This window comes from Pristimantibacillus sp. PTI5 (genome assembly GCF_048572955.1).
In the GTDB taxonomy this organism is placed as follows: domain Bacteria; phylum Bacillota; class Bacilli; order Paenibacillales; family Paenibacillaceae; genus Pristimantibacillus.
Genome location: NZ_CP183886.1, coordinates 782959 through 802221, shown reverse-complemented (window position 1 = coordinate 802221; position 19263 = coordinate 782959). Strand labels below are relative to the sequence as shown.

Here is a 19263-nt window from a genome sequence, read left to right as displayed (position 1 = left end):
GCGTTGATTATTCCTTTAATCGATTTGCATGCCCAATACTTTGAGCTGAAGAAGGATATCCTAGAAGCGACAGAGCGGGTATTCGATAGCGGGGTTTATATCGGGGGGCCTGAAGTGGAGGCTTTGGAGAAAGACATCGCATCCCTTACGCAGTCTCAATATGCGGTTTCCACGGCGAATGGCACGGACGCGTTAATCTTGGCTTTGGAGGCATGCGGGGTTGGACCTGGCGATGAGGTCATCACAACGCCTTACACGTTTTTTGCATCGGCTGAGGCCATCGCACGCCGAGGAGCCATTCCCGTATTCGCCGATATTGACGAGCAAACCTATAATCTGTCTCCCGAGGAGACAGAAAAGAAAATTACCTCCAAAACCAAAGCGATTATCCCGGTTCATATTTTCGGTCAACCGGCAGATATGGATGCTTTTAACGATATGGCTGAACGGCACAATCTAGCGATCATCGAGGATGCTTGCCAAGCATTGGGAGCTGGATACAAAAATAAACCAATTGGTGCTCTGGGCAATATCGGATGTGTTTCCTTTTTTCCAACGAAAAATTTGGGAGGTTATGGAGACGGAGGTATTGTCGTTACGAATGACGAGGAACTAGCAGAACGGATTAAGCTTCTCAGTCACCACGGAAGCAAACGTAAATATTATCACGAGGTGGTCGGTTATAACAGCAGACTGGATTCCTTGCAAGCCGCGATCCTTCGGGTGAAACTAAGCAAGCTGCAGGAATGGAATGCCAAACGTAAGCAGATAGCCTCAATCTATGCGGAGCAGCTTAAACATACTGCACTCTCCGTTCCAACCGTCGATGACCATGTTGATCACGTGTTTCATTTATTTGCTGTTGAATGCGATCATCGTGATAAAATTGCGGCTCAATTGCAGCAGGCCGGCATTTCTACCGGACACTATTATCCTTGCCCGCTGCATCTCCAAAAGGCGCTTGCCTATCTCGGATATAAGCGAGGGGATTTCAAGATAACGGAGAAAGTGTGCGAACGCTCCATGGCCTTGCCGATGTCCCCTCACTTAACGGAAGAACAACAAGCCTATATCATCGAGAAAGTCCAACAATTGACAAAGGGTTGAGGTGCATGATGAATCAAAATGTAAGAATTGGACAACACGCAGTGATCGGAGAAAACGTAACGTTTGGCGAGGATGTAGTGATCGGCCATCATGTTGTCATCTATGACGGGACGATTATTGGAAACCAAGTCGTTATTCACGATCACGCGATAATCGGCAAAAAACCGATGAAAGCACATAATTCCTCGACTACGACCAATCATGTCTATCTGCTCCCGGCAATTATCGCTGACCGCTGCATCATCGGGAGCTCCTCTGTCATTTATGCGAATGCCTTCATGGAGAACGATGTTTTCGTTGCCGATTTGGCAACCATTCGGGAGCGGGTCGTTATCGGAGAGAAAACGATCATAGGTCGCGGGGTGGCGGTAGAGAACGATTGTACGATCGGGGCAAACTGTAAGCTTGAAACTAACTGTTATATTTGCGCTTTCTCAACATTGGAAGACGATGTCTTTGTCGCTCCGTGTGTTGTTACAACGAATGATAATTATTTGGGCCGTACGAAGGAACGCTTCGGCAAGTTTAAAGGAGTGACGATCAAAAAAGGAGGAAGAATAGGGGCGAATGCAACAATTCTGCCAGGCAAAATTATTGAGGAAGAAGGCGTTGTGGCTGCCGGAAGCATCGTCACGAAAGACGTCAAATCCAAAGAACTTGTAGCGGGTTCACCAGCCCACAAAATTAGGGAGGTCCCACCTGAGCAATGGCTGGAAAACCAATAGAAAAATGAAGATAAGGTGTACATTTCTTGGAGAAGCAGGTGAAATTTTGAGAGGAAAACGCAAAGGGGCACAGAAAGCTCGAAAATCTAAAAGAGCGAAAAAAAAACGAGTTAAATTAGTAAGAACATCAAGAAGAAGCGGTAAAAAAACGTTACGTAGATATGAAGTATTAAAGAAAAAATCAATGTTAAAAGATGCGCGTATAACGAACGAGAACAAATTGAAAATACTGGTACTGACACAGCCTATGGGAACCGTGAAATCGGATCATAATTTTCAAACCATCCATACGATGGAACTATATGCGGACATTTGCTATTGGTCTAAAGGCGGAAGTTTACTGGAAATATTGAAACAGATCAATATGAAACCGGACTTTATTCTACATTATAATTTAACAGATGAAAGTAGTTTTATGTCAGTTGTTAAGAAAGGGGAGGAAGGCGTAATACCAACAGGGTATTATTCGGCTAATGAGCATGTAAGTGAAAAAGACCAAATAGCTTACATCCAAAATGGGAAGATCGACCTTATTTTCACTGAAAATCATACTTCCTTCGCGATGAGACTCCCTGAGTATGAAGGAAGAACGAGACTTCTGTCCGCTGCTAGTAATGAACCACAAGTGAGAGCGCAACAAATCATTGCATATATAAAATTGTTTATTGAAAATACAACAAAGAACGCGGATGTACCTCAGGAAAAGAAATTAAAAGTACTGATCCTTGTAAAACCATTCAACCAAACGATGCCCAAACATCAGCATAAATATGATTTTATCCAGACAATTGAAAAGGTTGCGGATGTTCGATATTGGCATAATAATGGAAATATTTTAGAAATTCTAAAAAAAATAAATATGAAACCGGATTTTATATTTCATTATGATATTGCTTGGAACTTTGCGTTTGCTCCTCAAATTACGAACCTTGATAAGGTGAAAATACCAGTTGGGTGTTATGTGATGGATGTTCATTGGCGCAAGGAGGCCAGAAGAGAATATTTTAGTCACACAGCGAAGCCTGATTTAATCTTCTCGGCAAGCAAATATCCGTTTCTTAAAGTTTTTCCCGAATGTTTACCCAGATTTAGATGGTCGCCGTTTGCTATCAATCCCAAAGTGATCAAAGACTATAAGCTAAGGAAAAATATTAAGTTCTCTCTATTGGGATTGATGAAACCGCGATATAAATTCAGAAAAGCTGTTCTCAGAAGAATGAGGAAAATAAAGGGGTTCATTAACTTTAAGCACCCGGGGCATCGTGCACTTGCTAGACGAGGTCTTCTTATTAACAATAATTATGCCAAAGTCATTAACCGATCATTAATATCATTTACTTGCGGGAGTGACCTAAAAATTCCGGTTGCTAAATTTTTTGAGCTTCCAGGATGCAAAACCCTAATGTTGGCGGAGCCGAATCATGATCTTAAAGATTTGGGATTTATGGATAAAGTGAACTATGTAGCATGCAATAGAAAGAATTTTTATAATAAAGCATTGTATTATAAAAAAAATAAACGTGAAAGAGAACGAATCACGCAAAAAGGTTACGATTTTATTCACAAATACCATACGAATCAAGTTCGGGCACAGCAATTTATAGCAGAAGTTAAAAAGGTTCTATACCCTAATGTGCTTGATTGAAATAGCGAAAGTTATCATTCAGATTTTCCTAGAAAAAACAGCGAGATTGACTAGTGATGAATAGTCGATCTCGCTGTCGTTTTTATTTTCTTGACTATGCTTTCTATTTTGCTCATTCGTTCGAGTTATTTCATGATTTTCTTCTGCGTTTCCATTTCCGCTTTCTTTTCTTGAAAACCACAAGATGTCCTTTTCCAAAATCCATCGCCACTTTACGGGTTAAACGTGCAATTTCGGGTGCCAAAACAACAGAATTAACTCCGCAGGAGAGTAGAGCAATATCAAATTTATCTTTCATTGCCTCTACTTGCTTCAACGCACTACTCATTTGCTTATAATCAGAAAATACGATCGTTCCGGCAATGTTCATCCTATAGGGTTCCTTTTGAAGGATTTTTTTTAGTCTCTCAGCTTCCCGCGTAATGATCAGGACTCTTCGGCCCCTCAGCACATCCCAAAATTCCTTCCGTCCCGCTAAAAAACGGTTAACGACAGCATCGCAAGTATAGCGAGGCTTTAGCTTGTAATATCGGAATATTTTATTAGTTAATGGACGTTTAACTCTTTTAGGAGCAAATGTTCTCTTATCCCCGGGAACAAGAATCCCGACAATATTTGCTTTCTTAATCGATCGGACCATTTCATTTCTCAGCTTTAAATTTGGAAGCCTGACGCCTTTTTTTCCTCTATTGGCTTTCTTTGCCCAAAGTTCCTTGAGTACTTTCCGGGTACTCCACACCGACTTTTGCGCCATCACGATATTTTCACCGTCACCGATTCTCACCATGGAGAAAGGCTGATGATTATCCAAAGCATGCTTGATGCTTCTCAATACCTGCTTCCATTTCAAATTCGCCACAATCATTCCCTCTCCTTATTTGTTTTTTCACTAATCCACTATATGAAAGATGCAGCGCTAGTTCTTGTGCCACTCCCCTTTCTTTATCTCAGAGAACGTCCATTTTCGATTATTTGATATGCCTGAAGCAAAATGTGCTCCAAAAGGGGCTATCGCATAGGGCGGAGAGTAAACCTGCACAAGAGCATCAATACGATCATTCATATAATGTCGCAGTGAGGACATTTTCTGGAGGGGAAATGGTGCAATGAATTTAAATTGGGAGAAAGTGCTGCATAAAATTAAACATGCGCTAGATCACCGCCAGCCGTTTTCTATCGTGAGAATTGGTGACGGGGAGAATATTGTCATGGCGCAGAGATCCGTTTGGAGAATGAGCACCGTACTCAAGGAGCCTTGGGCGATCAGGGCCAACCGCGGAGAAAAGGGCGTCAGGCTTCCGAATCTTACGCTGCGGAACCAAATGATCCGATCGATAAAAATGGCTGATATCGTAGGGATTCTTCCGCCGGGAGATCGGAGAACGTATGCTCCGAGAAGGCTGAAGCGTCCGCTTACAAATAAAATATTCCGGCATTATAAGCTAAAGCCCCGCTATACCTGCGATGCCGTCGTGAACCGTTTTTTGGCAGGGCGGAAGGAATTTTGGGATGTGCTCCGGGGCAGAAGGGTTCTTATTATTACGCGGCAAGCCGAGAGACTCAAGAGGAGTCTTCAAAGAGATCCATATCGAATGGACATTGCCGGGACGATCGCCTTTTCGAATAATAAGCAAATGGGCAGCGCGTTAAAAAAAGCATATGAAATGAGAGACCAGTTTGATATTGCCTTAATTTCCTGTGGGGTCAATACGGTCGTGCTGGCGCCCGAAATAGCCCGTTTAACCGGTAAAGTGGCGATGGATTTCGGGAAAGGCCATCATGTCGTTTTTAGAAAAAAGATGACAAAAAGCAGCGCTAAATTCGAAAACAAACATGGAACCGACGCGGTAGAGAATGACCTGAAGATGCTCACCTCGCAGTATATTCCGGGGAGGGTCTCTGTCGTCGTCTTAAATCACAACAGCTTAAAATCCACGAAAGCATGCATCGAAAGCATCAAGCAGCACTCACCGGTCAATACTCAGCTCGTTCTCGTTGATAACGGTTCAACGGATGGAACTGCGGAGTATATCCAAACGATTCCAGGTTCCACGCTCATTAGGAATAAGGCAGCGAAAGAACGCTGCGAAGCGTTGAATCAAGGCGTAATTGCAGCAAGTGGTGAATTTGTCGTCCTGCTTAATGAGAATACGGAAGTCACGAAAAACTGGCTGCAAGGCATGCTATGTAGGCTGCAGGCAGACCCGACTATCGGAATCGTCGGTGTCCGGAGGAATTTAGCGGACGGTACGCAGAAGGTTGAAATCATACCGTATGAAACCATGCAGGAGATGAACGGTTTTTCTGCGTATTTATCTGAAATTTATAATCGGCAGGGGCATCGAATGGATGACTTGCGTGATCTTTGCATCATGTTTCATCATGATTTAGCACTCCAAATGGGCAGCCTTGACGAAGAGCAACCAGATCTGCTTCACGGCTAAAAGGATTCTTTATGCCAAACCATCTACAGACAAAGGAGCGGTTGTTTTTGAGCGCAGAGCCAAAACCTCTATTTACGGTTGTCATTCCTTTATATAATCGGCAAGCCTATATCGCCAAAGCGATTAAAAGCGTCATTCGTCAAACGTATAAAGGTTGGAAAATACTGATTATCAATGACGCTTCTACAGATAGATCCGCATCCATTGCATCGGCTTTTACTTCAGACGAAGCCATTAGCCTCATTAGTTTAAATGCCAATGTAGGCATTTCAAAAGTATTGAACGTTGCGTTAAACCATGTAACGACACCTTATATGGTCCAATTGGATTCGGATGACTGGCTTGAACCCCGTGCGCTTGAAATTTTGGCGAAAACCTGCGGGAAGTACCCGGAAGCCGCGTTAATCTACGGGAACTCCAAGCTGTGGCTCGAAAGCAAAGGGAAATTGCGGCTGAAGAAAAAAATAAAACATAGACAATACAGCAAAATGAAATTCCTTATCACGTTCGATTTTATGTTAACGCCGAGATGCTATAAAACTTCAGCCCTTAGAGCAGCGGGAGGCTGGGACGTAAATGATCCTTACGACGGCCGGGTCATGGAGGATCGGCGCATGTGCATGAAGCTGATTGACCGTTATCCGCATCGCTGGGTAAACCAGAATCTTTATAACGCATTAAAGCACGGACGCCAGCTTACAAACGCGGCAAACATCAAAAAACGCAACGTACTCCGAAAAAGGCTCGTGCTCGCGTATTTGAAAAAATGGGGGAACAAACATCAGCCCGTTTTTGGCCATACAAGCAGCGGTTATCTCATTGTTAAGAAATTAAAAAAGCGTAAAACCAGGTAAGGAGAGGAGAATGAAGGGCATGGCTAATCTGAATGGCGAGCAGGTGCTTGCAAGAATTAAAGAAGCATTGGATCATGTGCGGCCTTTCTCGCTCATCCGAATCGGTGACGGGGAAAACGTGATCATGGCGCAAAAATCGGTATGGAGCCTGCGGGCAGTATTAAATACACCGTGGGCCAGACGGGCAAACCATCCGGTCAGAACACGCAGCGCGCGCCTTGGGCATAAAGAAAAAGGAGTCACGCTTCCCAATTTGAAGCTAAGAAACCAAATGGTCCGTTCCATTAGGAAAGCCGATATTGTCGGGATATTGCCCATTAAGGATAAGATCAAAGCCCCGAAAAGAGTCAGGCGTCCTTTAACGAATAAAATATTCCGCTATTACAAGCTCAAGCCGCGGTTTACTTGCGATGCGTTTATTAACCGCGAGTTTGCAAGCAAACCGGAATTTTGGGATGTGCTGAGAGGCAAAAGAATTCTCATCATTACCGAACACGCCAAAAAATTAAAAGAAGTGCTTCAAAGCGAACCTTATAATATGGCGATCGCAGGCACGATCATATTTAGGCACTATAAGCAAATAAGCAGAACGTTGAAGAAAGCGGAAGGAATGAAAGACCAGTTCGATATCGCTCTCATATCCTGCGGGGTTAATGCTGTCGTTATGGCGCCCGAAGTGGCCCGGTTAACGGGAAAAGTGGCGATTGATTTCGGGAAGGGGCCTAAGGTTGTTTTCAACAAACCGAAGACTCCGGCAGTGAAGACCAGCGTCAGTCTTATGAATAGCCCCGTGTTAATTGCTAACGATGCCATAGAGGCGAAGGATAGTCTGTCCGGGAATGGCTCGGAAACTCTTGATAGAGAAAACGATAAAGACTATTTTGACAGCAAGAGTATATCGTCCATACCGAATCGAAATGATAGCCATATACTGTTTATGTGAAATGGGTTGGTCTTGATAGATTCAACTGGATACTAGGTTCTGTTAGGAGGTTTTTTTTTGAAGGGTGTGATACTTGCTGGAGGTACGGGAACGCGCCTCTGGCCGTTAACCAAAATTTTAAACAAGCATTTGATACCTGTCGGGAAATATCCAATGATCTATTACGCAGTAGACAAAATGCGAAGCGCTGGAATCAAAGACATACTCATCGTAACGGGCAAACAATCAGCTGGGCTTTTTACCGATTTATTAGGAAGCGGCAAAGATTGGGGAGTTAAGATCACCTATAAGATTCAGGAGGAAGCCGGCGGAATCGCGCAAGCGCTCATGACCGCGGAGGATTTCGTTCAACCGCAGGAAAAGTTTATTGTGCTGCTGGGTGATAATTTGTTCGATGAATCGCTTGTAAAGCTGGTAAACGATTTTGGCAAGCAAGAGAAGGGCGCCAAAGTATTCCTCAAGCAGGTTGCCGATCCGCGCAGGTACGGAGTGCCGATCATTGATGAGAACAAAATCATACAAATCGAAGAAAAACCGGCTGATCCCAAATCCTCCTTCTCGGTTACCGGTATTTATATGTATCATGGCAGCGTGTTTGAGGTCATTAAGCGCATCAAGCCTTCTGCCAGGGGAGAGCTGGAAATTACGGATGTGAACAACGTGTATGCCTCGGAAGGAACGCTTACATTCAGCATCATGAACGGCTGGTGGATTGATGCCGGAACCTTTGAATCGCTCCACGAAGCAAATGTGATGCTGAAGGATTTTAAAAGTGAAGCGAACGGACCGGGAAATTAATTTTGAGCGTATCGGCGTTTATAGGAGGGATGGGAGTTGTTAACGAAAAGGATCGTCTTCGGGATCGAATTCAACTCGAGATCGACGAGACCTGCTTGGAAAATCGGATTAACGGCAGGTTGGATCCATTATAGAATGTCAGTTTTTATGAAATATACGATGAAGAGCTTAAAGAAGCAGACCAATCAAGATTTTGTTGCCCTCATTCAATATGCGGATTGCACGGAATCCTTGATAAAGCTGGAGCTTGGCAAGTATGAACCGCTTCCGGAAAATATTCAGTTTGTTCCGGCCAGCAAATACCAGGAAAATATTGCGCAGCTGATCACCGGATTCGACCGTTTATATCTGGTTCGTTTGGACTGTGACGATATGTACCATAAATCTATCGTGCAGCAGTTAAGAGATTTCCGTCCCAAATCAAGCACGCAAGCATTAATTAATCAAAAAGGATATATCTATGATGCTGTCCGGCAGCGGTTCACGGCAACTCACCATCAATCTCCGCCATTTTATACGTTAATTTACAAGTCGGAGGAGTACTTGAAAGGAAAGAGGCATGCGATACCTGGCGGACATCGTTTCGTCATTAAGCTAAAGCATGAAATCATGACGAAAAAAGGGAACCGCAACTATATGATCGTTGTTCATAAGCGCAACACGCTGAATCAAAATTTGCTGCGCAAGGTTATATTCCACTCGAATCGGATCAAGCTGGATCTTATTCTTAAAAACTTCTGCAAAGAGACGGCGGCCGAAATCGGTTTAGAGCCGCATCAACCCGTCAACACCGCTCAGGACATGGTATCGCAGTGACCGTTCTATTTTTAAACGATTAACGAGAATACAAGGAGGCATTAGAGATGTCTAGCAAAAAAATTATTATAGGAATTGAATTCAATAACCGGTCGAAGCCCAATAATCGATGGAAAATCGGTCTGACGAAACAATGGATTGAATACAGAATGTCCATTTTTATGAAATACACCTTACAGAGCCTCAAAAATCAAACCAACCAGAACTTTACGGTCCTCGTACGCTACGCAAAATCTTCGGAGTCCACGATTTTACAAACGCTAGACAAATACGCACCGCTTCCCGGCAACGTTCGATTTGTTTCAGACGGGCAATATCTTAAAGTTCAACGACAGCTGACACGCGGATTTAAGTATTTGTACCTTGTCCGCTTGGATTGCGATGATACGTACCATAAAACCTTTATCAAGCAATTGCATAACCATAAGCCGAAGCGGAAAACCCGTGCGCTAATCAACCAAACGGGATACGTGTACGACAGCTTGCGCCATCGCGTGGCCACGGTCAAGAAGCCTTCCCCGCCTTTCTATACGTTCATCTATAAGACTGCCGATTATTTCAAAGGACTACGGTATAAAACGCCGCGCGGACATAGTTCCGTTATTAATCTTAAACATGAAATCCTGACTAAAAATGGAAAACGCAACTATATGGTCGTTGTTCATGAAAGAAATACCTTGAATCAAAGATTATTGAAAAAGACGAACTTCGTATCGAAGCGCACGAAAGTTAACGCGATTTTGAAAAAATTTATAGGTTAACCGCGATTCGCTAAACGCGGACCGTGACGAAAGCCGTTCCTGGATGAAGAGCTGCCACGTACAATGCAAATGTAGATTTCAAATAATGGGGTGCTGTACGATGCTTGAGAAGCCGGATATGCTTGAAAAGGCAATGACAATGGAAACGATAGAATCAACGGATTTGCCGGTACCGCCGGAGCAAACGGAGTCTCAGGAGATGATGGATACGATACAGTCGACAGAAGCTGGGGCACAGATAGCGAAGCTCCTCCCGAAGGGAGTATCCATCATTACGGCTACCAATAAACCAGAATATATGAAGCAATTGTTTAGGAACTACAGCCGCCAGCGCTGGAAAGCGAAAGAACTTATCATTCTATTGAACAATAACCGCATGAGCATAGGCAGGTATAGAAAATATGCGAAGCATTTTGATCAAGTGTCGGTCTATCGGGTGCCGCAAAGACTCCCTCTCGGAAAATGCCTAAACTACGGCATCAGCAAAGCGAAATACGAGATTATTGCTAAATTCGATGATGACGACTATTACTCGCCGCATTATTTGCCGGAAGCCATGGCGGAATTTGAACGGTCTGGCGTAAACGTGATCGGGAAAAACAAGTTTTATATGTACTTCCTCAGCGGCTCCAGGCTTATGCATGCCAGCATGCCCTCTAAGAAGCAGGTAGCCGGCGCGACCATTATGTTCGAGAAAAAGATATATCCCGCTGTTGTATTTTCCAACCTGCGCAAAGGCTCGGATATGAGGTTTCTGAGCGATTGCATGAAAAAAGGGTTTAAGATCGGTTCGACCAGCCGGTTCAATTTTGCCGCGATCAGGAGAGGGAACCAAAAGAAGCATACGTGGAAGGTTACGCCCCGAACTTTCCGGATCCTTAGAGCGAAGACAGTGGCGCGAACCAGCCGATACCGCCCCATCGTAAACAAAGCAATTCCAAAAGTTTGAACAAGCGCCGCAGAGGCGTCTTTTTTTTGGGCCATGGCATAGAAGAGGGGGGGAATCAGCCTTAATCACCGTCATTAGCCCTATTGTTTTATGGTATAATTTTCTTTGGGCGCATCGATTCCCCCCTGAAATAAGGTAGGCAGCCGCCACTGCGTAAGTTGATATTCTATTGTAAAAGCTGTTACCAATGCCGATATGAGGTGAATAATAGAACGATGATCAAACTGTATTTCCGCGCTGTTGCAGCAATTCTTTTCCTGACGCTATTAGGTCCTGCCGTTCCCTTGTTTGCTGCAAGCAATCTATTAACAAATGCCGGTTTCGAAAACGTAACGGAGGGCGCCCCGGCTGAATGGCAGCATGACGCCTATTTGAAAGAAGAGCATATTACCTCGTACACGATTTCGGATACAGAGGCCCATACGGGCGCTTATTCCGCGGTGCTCGAGAATAAGGAAGCCAACCATTCGCGCTGGACGCAGACAATCACAGTAAAACCGAAATCCATTTATAAATTATCCGGCTACATAAAAGCGGAACAAATCGGCCCGGATGCGACCGGCGCTCATTTTTTCGTAGACGGCGTTGCCGTTTCCTATCCCGAAACGAAAGATACGGACGGGAAATGGGCCTACGTACATTTTTACGCGAAAACGGGCAGCGATCAGAAGAGTATTACGTTTGGCGCAAGTCTCGGCGGCTACGGAGCCATCAACACCGGGAAAGCCTATTTCGACGATGTTAGCATAGAGAAGGTCTCGAAAGCTCCCGCAGGCGCGGAGGTATTCAGCTTAACCCGGGCGGAAACCGGACAATCTTCCGAGGCTGCCGCCGAGGGCGGATCAGTGCTTCCTCTAATTATATTTGCGGCATTGTTCAGTCTGGCCTTTGCCTTTATTTATAAGAAATTGCTGAGGGAGAGACGCTGGCTGGACGGGAAACAGCATATACATAAGCTCATTCTAGCCATGGTTTTTATCGGCGCTCTAGCGGTGCGGTGTTGGCTTGCGGTTACGAATACGGGTTATGCCAACGATATCGCATTATTTATGGCCTGGGCTGACCATGCCGCAAAGGAAGGTCTTTCCGGATTTTACCATACCGGAATGTTTGTCGATTACCCGCCGGGCTATATATATATTCTGTACATATTAGGCTTAATAAAAGCTATGCTCTCATTAGACGGATCATCGAAGGCAGCGCTCCTGTTGTTCAAGCTGCCAGCGATATTGGCTGATCTTGCAGCCGCTTATTTTATTATCCGGACAGGCATAAGAAAAGCAGGCTTTTCCGTATCTCTGGGACTTGCTTTGCTCTATTTATTCAATCCCGCGGTTATTGTGGATTCCGCCGTATGGGGCCAAGTCGACTCCGTTTTTGCGTTGGTACTCGTGCTGTCCATCCATGGGCTTGCGGAAAATAAGATCGAGCGTGCATCCGTTTGGTATGCCATTGCGGCGCTCATTAAGCCGCAGGCATTCATTTTCATGCCTGTGCTGCTGCTTTGGTTTGTTTATCGCAGGGACTGGAAGAAGGCCGCGGTTAGTGCCGCGTATGGCTTTACGACGTTTATTTTGCTCGCTCTCCCTTTCTTTTGGGGCAACGGCGGAGTGTCTGGATTGTTTCATTTGTACAAAGGGACCTTATCTTCTTATCCCTACGCCACTTTAAATGCATTTAACTTTTATGCGCTAAGCAATGATAATTGGAAGCCGATTACCGAAACCTGGCTGCTGTTCCCGTTCCAAGCCTGGGGTGCGTTCTTCATTTTGGCTGCCGTGGCTTTAGCCGCATTTTTCGCTCTGCGCAAGAAGGACAGCGATTCTTCCAAACGGGTCTATTTTATTGCCATGGTGCTTATCGTTGTCGTATTTATGGGCGTAACCAAAATGCATGAGCGCTACATGTTCCCGGTGCTGCTGCTTGGAATCTTCGCCTTCCTGCAATCGCTTGACCGGAGAATGCTGATCCTATTCTATGGCTTCAGCATTACCAGCTACATAAATATTGCCTATGTATTAGATTACAGCAAAACAACGACGAACGTCCCTTTTAACGGCATCGTTTTGTTATGCTCGTTAGCAAATATTGGGCTCATGTTTTACCTGCTTTATATCGGATATGATAAATATATACGCGGCAGGGAGCTGCTGGTAGAGCCGCTTGCGGAGAAGGACCTTACGGATGCGGATCAACAGACGCTGTCGGCATTCAAGCCCGATTCCATGTCGAGAATAAAGCAAACCTCAAATCGCTTCGTCCGCAAGGATTGGCTGATAATGGGGGCAATAACACTCGTGTATGCGATGGTTGCCTTGTTCCAGCTCGGCGATATGAAAGGGCCGCAATCGGCATGGCAGCCTGCCGCAGCTGGTCAAAGCTTTTACGTCGATTTCGGCGCAGTCAAACAGCTTGAGCGAATCAACAGCTTCGGAGGTGTCGGAACCGGGAAATTTAAATATGAATTTAGCCAGAACGGTACCGATTGGGACAATGTAATGGAAATAGACAGCAACCACGTTGCGGTATTTACTTGGACAACGCAGCCCGCAGCGCTTCCTGCGCGTTATGTTAAGGTCACGACCGTTCAAACGGGCTTTTCGATGCATGAGCTTGCGATCTACGAGCAGGGCAACAAATTACCGCTGCAGATCGTCGGTATAAACGATGAGCTGGCGAAGGATGCCAAAAGAGGCAGCGTGCCGCTGCTCTTCGACGAACAGCAGCTGGCCGAATACGACGCTACCTTCATGAACGGCTCTTATTTCGATGAAATTTACCATGCCCGTACGGCCTATGAGCATTTGGAGCATATCGTGGCTTACGAGAATACGCATCCGCCGCTGGGCAAAATCATTATTGCGATCGGCATCAAGCTGTTCGGGCTAAACCCGTTTGGTTGGCGCATAGCGGGCACGCTCTTTGGCATAGCGATGCTGCCTCTGATGTATGTTTTCGCTAGAAGGCTGTTCAAAACCAGCGTGTACGCCGGGCTTGCCACGGCGCTGTTTGCTGCCGATTTCATGCACTTCACGCAAACTAGAATCGCGACAATCGACGTTTACGGCGTGTTTTTTATCATGTTGATGTTTTATTTCATGCACAAATATGTTTCTCTCAGCTTTTACAAAGTCAAGTTTGGCGCTACCCTTATGCCGCTGTTCCTAGCGGGATTGTTTTTCGGAATAGGCGTGGCGTCCAAATGGATCGTGCTTTACGGCGGCGCAGGCTTAGCCATCATGCTCGGGATATTATTATATGACCGCTATAAGGAGTATGCAGCCGCTAAGCGCATTCTGCGCGGCGGGAAGGCAGCAAATGAGAGCTTTAGCATAGATAAGCTGCAGCATATCGTTAACGTTTTCCCGCGCTATACGTTGATCACGCTTGCCGTATGTCTTGTGTTTTATATTGCCATACCGCTTGCGATCTATGCTGCGTCCTATATCCCGGTACTTACCGTCATGGATGAAGGATATACCTTAAAGAGTCTAATCGATTATCAAAAGCATATGTTCAGCTATCACAGCCAGCTCGTATCGACGCATCCGTTCTCCTCATCCTGGTGGGAGTGGCCGTTCATGAAAAGACCGGTGTGGTATTATTCCGGGGATCATATGGCCGAAGGCTTCAAGTCTACGATCGTCGCAATGGGCAATCCGCTCATTTGGTGGACGGGTATCTTCGCAATGGCCGCAACGATCTGGATCAGTATTAAACGAAGAGACAAAGCTATGTATACGATATGGATCGCCTTCTTGGCCCAGTACGTGCCGTGGATGCTGGTTACCCGGCTCACATTCCTCTATCATTATTTTGCGATGGTGCCGTTTATTATCTTGAGCTTGGTTTATTTATTCAAAGTGATCGAAGAGAAGCGGCCGGGCTTTAAGCTCGCGCGCAGCATTTTTCTGGCTGCTGCCATTCTGCTGTTTATAGCCTACTATCCAGCGCTTTCCGGCATGACGGTGAAAACCTGGTATGTGGAGCATATACTGCGATGGTTTCCAAGCTGGTTATTTTAATAAGGTTTGGCCAGAGAGGGCAGCGACAGCCGACTACGCTTGCGAAAGGAGCATATAGATGAAGCAATCCGCTGTAAAATATAGCGTTATCGTTCCGATGTTCAACGAAGAAGAGGTTATCGAGCATACGTATGAGCGGCTGAAGCTGGTGATGGATCATGCGGAAGAGCCGTATGAGCTCATATTCGTCAATGACGGGAGCAAAGACCGGACGGTTGAATTAGTATCCATGATTTGCGATTTCGACCCTAATGCCCGGTTAATCAATTTCTCCCGCAATTTTGGCCATCAGATCGCGATATCCGCCGGTATGGACTATGCGCAGGGGGATGCTATCGTTGTGATTGACGCGGATCTTCAGGATCCGCCCGAGGTCATTCTCGATATGATCGCCAAGTGGAAGGAAGGGTACGAGGTCGTTTACGGCAAACGGCTGAAGCGCAAGGGCGAGACGGTATTCAAGAAGCTGACCGCGAAAATGTTCTATCGCACCCTGCGCAGCTTGACCAATGTTGAAATCCCGGTTGACACAGGCGATTTTCGCTTAATTGACCGCAAAGTATGCGACGTGCTGCGGGGCTTGAAGGAAAAAAACCGCTTTGTGCGGGGTTTGGTCAGCTGGATCGGCTTCCGGCAGACGATGGTTGAATATGAGCGTGAGGAACGTTTTGCGGGGGAAACCAAATATCCGTTAAAAAAAATGATCGCTTTTGCCATCGACGGGATTACCTCTTTCTCTTACAAGCCGCTAAGAATCGCAAGCTATATCGGCTTTGCCTTGTCTTTTACGAGTTTCCTGTATCTGCTGGTCGTTATTTTCCAGAAGCTGTTCACAGGCAGCACGATTGCGGGCTGGGCTTCCATCGTTGCGGTTAATCTGTTGTTTAATGGCATTATATTGATGCTCTTAGGCATTATCGGCGAATATATCGGACGGATATATGAAGAATCCAAAAACCGGCCGCTATATATCATTCGCGAGGTTCAGGGCTATCCTAAGAAAGAAGCGAATCAACCGGAGAACGCAAACGGCTCGGACCGGGTTAAAGAGTATGGTTAAATGGGTTTCCAAAAAGGTTATCGTTCAATTCATAACCTTTAATTTGGTTGGTCTGCTCAACACCGCAATCGATTTCCTGCTGTACACCCTCCTTCTATGGTTCGGAACCTACTATTTAATCGCGCAGATCATCGCTTACGGAGCGGGAATGATTAACAGCTTCTTGCTGAACAGCCGATATACCTTTCATAAGGGAGACACCCTCGTCTCCAAACCGCGGCAGCTGAATAAGGGAGTCAGGTTTATTGTATGGAATGCCCTCTTGCTCGGATTGACACTGCTGCTGCTTGCCGCTTTTACGGAGTGGTGGGGTGTGGGCGAGGTCATCTCCAAGGTTATCGTAACGGTGGTTACGGTGGCGCTGAATTTTTATGGAAGCAAGAAATGGGTATTTGCAGCGAGCGGGTCGAGGGCTTAGAGCAGCTAACGGAAGGCGGGAAAGATGAAAAAAATATTGTCTTATACATTAGTAATCGTGGGTCTTTTAATTTTACTTTATCCAAAAGCGAATGAATGGTATGACAACCGCCAGCAGGATAAGCTGATGGCGGATTGGGAAGAAGCCAGCTTCGATGTAACCGCTGAGCAGCAGGCACAGCAGCAGTATGAGGAGTTGACGGAGCTGTTTAACGAGGAATCGGCGGCGGTAGCCGATGAGCCGACAAGTACCCCAACGACAGCTCCCTCAGCGGCTCCAACAGCACCTGTGTCGCAGAAGATCATACCGATCGCTACCATTAAAATTGACAAAATAAAACTGAAGCTGCCTGTCCTCGAAGGGGCTACGCAGAAAAACATGAAATCCGCGGCCGCCCATTTGAAAGAAACGACAGCGATCGGTCAGGTCGGTAACGCGGCAATTGCCGGTCACCGCATGCGGTCAAAGGGAAAGCTGTTCAACCGGCTTGGCGAGTTGGAGGTTGGCAATAAGATCGTTGTGGATACAAAGGAAAAATCCTATACGTATACGGTCTATAAAGTATCGATCGTTAAGCCGACGGACGTGTCCGTGCTTAATTACAACAACAAAGACAAACTGCTGACCCTAATCACCTGCGACCCGATCGTGAACCCGACCCACCGTTTAATCATCCACGCAAAAATGTAAGCGATAGAGCCCATTTTCTCCGCTTAACAGCACCAATGGTATCGCCCTTTCATAGTATAAGTTGACTGTATCCCTTAACCTTGTTAAACCATAAAAACCCGCGCAAGGAGGGGTGACAAACATTGAAGGGTAGCGACCATAAGAGCAAGTTTTTATTGACGCATCGTGAACGCGAGGTATTCGAGCTGTTGGTACAGGATAAGACAACAAGAGATATTGCACAACAACTATTCATCAGCGAAAAGACCGTCCGCAACCATATTTCTAATGTCATGCAAAAGCTGAACGTCAAAGGTCGTTCACAAGCGGTTGTCGAGCTAATTAAGCTTGGTGAATTACAAATCTAACATAGCACTAGGATCGGACAGCATAGCGATATGCTGTCTTGTTTTTGTTTTCGCAGACGTTTTCAATTTATTGTACGCCAGCGAAAAAAAACGATTGCCTCAGTTAAGAAGCAATCGATTATAAATTCGGAGCAAAAGCAGACATGCAGAAAAATTAGTGAAAAAGGTTTGCTTATTAAGCTTGTTAAATAACAAATCTGTTGTAGTATTATATTCAGACCGCATATCGCTATGCTGTCTGATTTTTTTGTTTATTATATCATTTTTTTAAAGAATTCATCCGATAGAATTTTTAACGCCAAGAAGAAAAGAGAATATTTCAAAGATGAAAATACGTTTATCGACTAAAAAAAGAATGATTTATTTTATCATCATATCCATAGCGGTATTAAGCGTGCTGACAGGAATCAAATTGTATTTTTCCTACCATTCCACGAGCAAGTCGGCGGAGATTACATTAGCGAAGCAATATACGGAAATAGCCGAAGATATCGCAGAGGGGCTGGATAAAGAGACGTATATGCAGTTTCTCTTAACCAAAGAGGATGATGGTCACCGAAAGAAGCTGAAGCTTTACTTGGAGGAATATCATAAACGAATAAATGCTCTCTATGTGTATATCTTGCTTCTCGATGATACGGATGTGTCCAAGGTGATGGTTTCCGCGTTGCCGCCGGACTTTAAGGATGTGCCAATCGGTTTTCCGTGTACGGTCCCTGCTGCCCAGGTACGTCTGGCCAAGCTGGGATCTACATACAATACGGATATCATCCATGATGATCTGACAGGGTCGTACTTATCTATAGGGGTTCCGTTTTTTGACGATAACGGTAAGGTTCTTGGCGTTTTAGGGATAGATATTTCTACCAAGGAATTGGAGATTATCAGCAAACAGGTGATCCGGAACAATATGTTTATTTTTGGAATGGACATCTTATTTGCTTTCGTTTTGGTAGCCGTCGTCTTTTTCTTGAACAAATGGTACAAGGTTCGTCTCGACCGGGACTTGCAGGAATCGGAGAAGATGTACATATCCGAGCTGGGGAAGGTGGTAGACACGATCAAATCAAGCCGGCATGATTTGATGAACCATTTTCAGGTGCTAAATGGATTAATGGACATCGGAAAGTACGAACAAGCGCATATGTATTTGAAGCAGCTGACCGAGGAATCCAAAACGCTGCATTTATCCTTAAGCGTAAAAAATCCAATGCTGCTGGTGCTCTTCAAGAGTAAATGGGAGCTCGCGCATTCCAAAAATATTAGGATCAGCTACGATACGGATTTTCATGCGTTTGACCGGTTGGCATCGATGGATTTGGTTAAGCTTTTCTCGAATCTGCTCGATAACGCGATTGAGGCAGCAGAAACCTATGAGGGCGAGCATCCGCGCGACATTTATGTGAGCTGTAAAGCGCTGAAAGGCAGCTACCATTTTGTCGTTGAAAATCCGGCAGTCCTATCTGAACTCGAGCTTCGCAGGTTCCTTCAATCCGGCTTCACGACCAAGGACGATGGTCACGGGATACACGGGAACGGACTTTCGATCGTGAATAGAACCGTCGAGAAGTATAAGGGGAAAATGGATTACCTTTACGAGGATGGCAAGCTGCGAATGCAGATTGTGATCTGACTGCGGCTTTAGCATGATTGAAATTGCCGCTAAGGAAGGATAGTTTAA

The 19263-nt window shown here is 45.3% G+C and carries 17 protein-coding genes; 16 read left to right on the top strand and 1 reads right to left on the bottom strand.

Annotated features, from left to right (window positions below; translation table 11 throughout):
* The first annotated feature begins 3 nt into the window (after nucleotides 1-3).
* From ACN6MW_RS03870 to ACN6MW_RS03860, 3 genes are read left to right on the top strand one after another with little or no spacing between them, the layout of a single operon-like run.
* A complete protein-coding gene (locus tag ACN6MW_RS03870) occupies nucleotides 4-1107 on the top strand; it encodes a DegT/DnrJ/EryC1/StrS family aminotransferase (RefSeq protein ID WP_419874303.1) in 1104 nt (367 codons plus the stop codon).
* 5 nt (nucleotides 1108-1112) lie between these two features.
* Nucleotides 1113-1832, top strand: a complete 720-nt coding sequence (locus tag ACN6MW_RS03865; protein WP_419874302.1) for an acyltransferase — start codon at nucleotides 1113-1115, stop codon at nucleotides 1830-1832.
* Between the two features lie 46 nt (nucleotides 1833-1878).
* Nucleotides 1879-3477, top strand: coding sequence for a glycosyltransferase family protein (locus ACN6MW_RS03860; RefSeq protein WP_419874301.1), 1599 nt, complete (start codon nucleotides 1879-1881; stop codon nucleotides 3475-3477).
* Nucleotides 3478-3607: 130 nt separating this feature from the next.
* On the opposite strand, the gene ACN6MW_RS03855 is transcribed toward ACN6MW_RS03860, so the two are convergent.
* Nucleotides 3608-4342 carry a GT-D fold domain-containing glycosyltransferase gene (locus tag ACN6MW_RS03855; protein WP_419874300.1) on the bottom strand — a complete coding sequence of 245 codons (735 nt, stop codon included), beginning with the start codon at nucleotides 4340-4342 and terminating at the stop codon, nucleotides 3608-3610.
* Between the two features lie 241 nt (nucleotides 4343-4583).
* Between ACN6MW_RS03855 and ACN6MW_RS03850 the strand changes: the two genes are divergently transcribed.
* From ACN6MW_RS03850 to ACN6MW_RS03790, 13 genes are all read left to right on the top strand, one after another.
* A complete protein-coding gene (locus ACN6MW_RS03850) occupies nucleotides 4584-5921 on the top strand; it encodes a GT-D fold domain-containing glycosyltransferase (protein WP_419874299.1) in 1338 nt (445 codons plus the stop codon).
* 47 nt (nucleotides 5922-5968) lie between these two features.
* The gene (locus ACN6MW_RS03845) at nucleotides 5969-6775 is read left to right on the top strand and encodes a glycosyltransferase family 2 protein (RefSeq protein WP_419874298.1); all 807 of its coding nucleotides are present in this window, start codon (nucleotides 5969-5971) and stop codon (nucleotides 6773-6775) included.
* Nucleotides 6776-6794: 19 nt separating this feature from the next.
* Nucleotides 6795-7718, top strand: coding sequence for a GT-D fold domain-containing glycosyltransferase (locus ACN6MW_RS03840; protein WP_419874297.1), 924 nt, complete (start codon nucleotides 6795-6797; stop codon nucleotides 7716-7718).
* 57 nt (nucleotides 7719-7775) lie between these two features.
* Nucleotides 7776-8516 (top strand): sugar phosphate nucleotidyltransferase, encoded by a 741-nt coding sequence (locus ACN6MW_RS03835; RefSeq protein ID WP_364152945.1) that lies wholly within the window; start codon nucleotides 7776-7778, stop codon nucleotides 8514-8516.
* A gap of 36 nt (nucleotides 8517-8552) precedes the next feature.
* Nucleotides 8553-9332 (top strand): hypothetical protein, encoded by a 780-nt coding sequence (locus ACN6MW_RS03830; protein WP_419874296.1) that lies wholly within the window; start codon nucleotides 8553-8555, stop codon nucleotides 9330-9332.
* A 47-nt stretch (nucleotides 9333-9379) separates the two neighbouring features.
* Nucleotides 9380-10093 (top strand): glycosyltransferase family A protein, encoded by a 714-nt coding sequence (locus tag ACN6MW_RS03825; RefSeq protein WP_419874295.1) that lies wholly within the window; start codon nucleotides 9380-9382, stop codon nucleotides 10091-10093.
* A gap of 100 nt (nucleotides 10094-10193) precedes the next feature.
* The gene (locus ACN6MW_RS03820) at nucleotides 10194-11042 is read left to right on the top strand and encodes a glycosyltransferase family 2 protein (RefSeq protein WP_419874294.1); all 849 of its coding nucleotides are present in this window, start codon (nucleotides 10194-10196) and stop codon (nucleotides 11040-11042) included.
* A gap of 215 nt (nucleotides 11043-11257) precedes the next feature.
* On the top strand, nucleotides 11258-15067 hold the full coding sequence (locus ACN6MW_RS03815) for a phospholipid carrier-dependent glycosyltransferase (RefSeq protein WP_419874293.1): 3810 nt from the start codon (nucleotides 11258-11260) through the stop codon (nucleotides 15065-15067).
* 58 nt (nucleotides 15068-15125) lie between these two features.
* Entirely contained in the window at nucleotides 15126-16127 is a 1002-nt protein-coding gene (locus ACN6MW_RS03810) for a glycosyltransferase family 2 protein (protein WP_419874292.1), read from the top strand.
* Nucleotides 16120-16545, top strand: a complete 426-nt coding sequence (locus ACN6MW_RS03805) for a GtrA family protein (protein ID WP_419874291.1) — start codon at nucleotides 16120-16122, stop codon at nucleotides 16543-16545. Before ACN6MW_RS03810 ends, ACN6MW_RS03805 begins: the two co-directional genes overlap by 8 nt.
* A gap of 24 nt (nucleotides 16546-16569) precedes the next feature.
* On the top strand, nucleotides 16570-17235 hold the full coding sequence (locus ACN6MW_RS03800; protein WP_419874290.1) for a class D sortase: 666 nt from the start codon (nucleotides 16570-16572) through the stop codon (nucleotides 17233-17235).
* Between the two features lie 122 nt (nucleotides 17236-17357).
* Nucleotides 17358-17582 (top strand): helix-turn-helix domain-containing protein, encoded by a 225-nt coding sequence (locus ACN6MW_RS03795; protein WP_006040330.1) that lies wholly within the window; start codon nucleotides 17358-17360, stop codon nucleotides 17580-17582.
* Between the two features lie 325 nt (nucleotides 17583-17907).
* Nucleotides 17908-19215, top strand: a complete 1308-nt coding sequence (locus ACN6MW_RS03790; protein ID WP_419874289.1) for a GHKL domain-containing protein — start codon at nucleotides 17908-17910, stop codon at nucleotides 19213-19215.
* Nucleotides 19216-19263: the final 48 nt, after the last annotated feature.

Excerpts from the sequence above, each read along its gene's own strand:
- ACN6MW_RS03865 (WP_419874302.1), top strand. The coding sequence starts at position 1,113 with ATGATGAATCAAAATGTAAGAATTGGACAACACGCAGTGATCGGAGAA.
- ACN6MW_RS03855 (WP_419874300.1), bottom strand. The coding sequence starts at position 4,342 with ATGATTGTGGCGAATTTGAAATGGAAGCAGGTATTGAGAAGCATCAAG.
- ACN6MW_RS03850 (WP_419874299.1), top strand. The coding sequence starts at position 4,584 with ATGAATTTAAATTGGGAGAAAGTGCTGCATAAAATTAAACATGCGCTA.
- ACN6MW_RS03840 (WP_419874297.1), top strand. The coding sequence starts at position 6,795 with ATGGCTAATCTGAATGGCGAGCAGGTGCTTGCAAGAATTAAAGAAGCA.
- ACN6MW_RS03825 (WP_419874295.1), top strand. The coding sequence starts at position 9,380 with ATGTCTAGCAAAAAAATTATTATAGGAATTGAATTCAATAACCGGTCG.
- ACN6MW_RS03820 (WP_419874294.1), top strand. The coding sequence starts at position 10,194 with ATGCTTGAGAAGCCGGATATGCTTGAAAAGGCAATGACAATGGAAACG.
- ACN6MW_RS03815 (WP_419874293.1), top strand. The coding sequence starts at position 11,258 with ATGATCAAACTGTATTTCCGCGCTGTTGCAGCAATTCTTTTCCTGACG.
- ACN6MW_RS03810 (WP_419874292.1), top strand. The coding sequence starts at position 15,126 with ATGAAGCAATCCGCTGTAAAATATAGCGTTATCGTTCCGATGTTCAAC.
- ACN6MW_RS03805 (WP_419874291.1), top strand. The coding sequence starts at position 16,120 with ATGGTTAAATGGGTTTCCAAAAAGGTTATCGTTCAATTCATAACCTTT.
- ACN6MW_RS03800 (WP_419874290.1), top strand. The coding sequence starts at position 16,570 with ATGAAAAAAATATTGTCTTATACATTAGTAATCGTGGGTCTTTTAATT.
- ACN6MW_RS03790 (WP_419874289.1), top strand. The coding sequence starts at position 17,908 with ATGAAAATACGTTTATCGACTAAAAAAAGAATGATTTATTTTATCATC.